Source organism: Mesorhizobium sp. M8A.F.Ca.ET.202.01.1.1 (genome assembly GCF_004791595.1).
Classification (GTDB): Bacteria; Pseudomonadota; Alphaproteobacteria; order Rhizobiales; family Rhizobiaceae; genus Mesorhizobium.
Map to the genome: position 1 here is coordinate 1 of NZ_SRUN01000292.1, position 287 is coordinate 287.

Annotated in this window: 1 protein-coding gene; it reads right to left on the minus strand. The window is 35.5% G+C overall.

Going from position 1 to position 287, the window contains the following annotated elements:
• Positions 1–287: ATP-binding cassette domain-containing protein (locus EN845_RS34920; RefSeq protein WP_135931350.1), on the minus strand; the 287-nt coding region annotated here is incomplete at both ends.

Below are 287 nucleotides of genomic sequence, written 5' to 3' on the forward strand. Positions count from 1 at the left end.
CTTGCGATGGCTACACGTTGTTGTTGACCGCCTGATAATTTATTCGGGAGTAAGTCTTCTTTGTTATGAAGACCTACATCTTCTAGTCCCTTCAATACTTTATCTTTACGTTCTTTACTACCCATACCGTTGTAAATGAGTGGGATGCTGACATTTTCAAGAATCGTATTATTTTGAATGAGTTTAAAGTTTTGGAAGACAAATCCTACTGTGTGATTACGAATAGTTGCGAGTTTATTATCCGAACTCTTTTTATAGTTTTCATCGTTAAAAAGATACTCACCTTC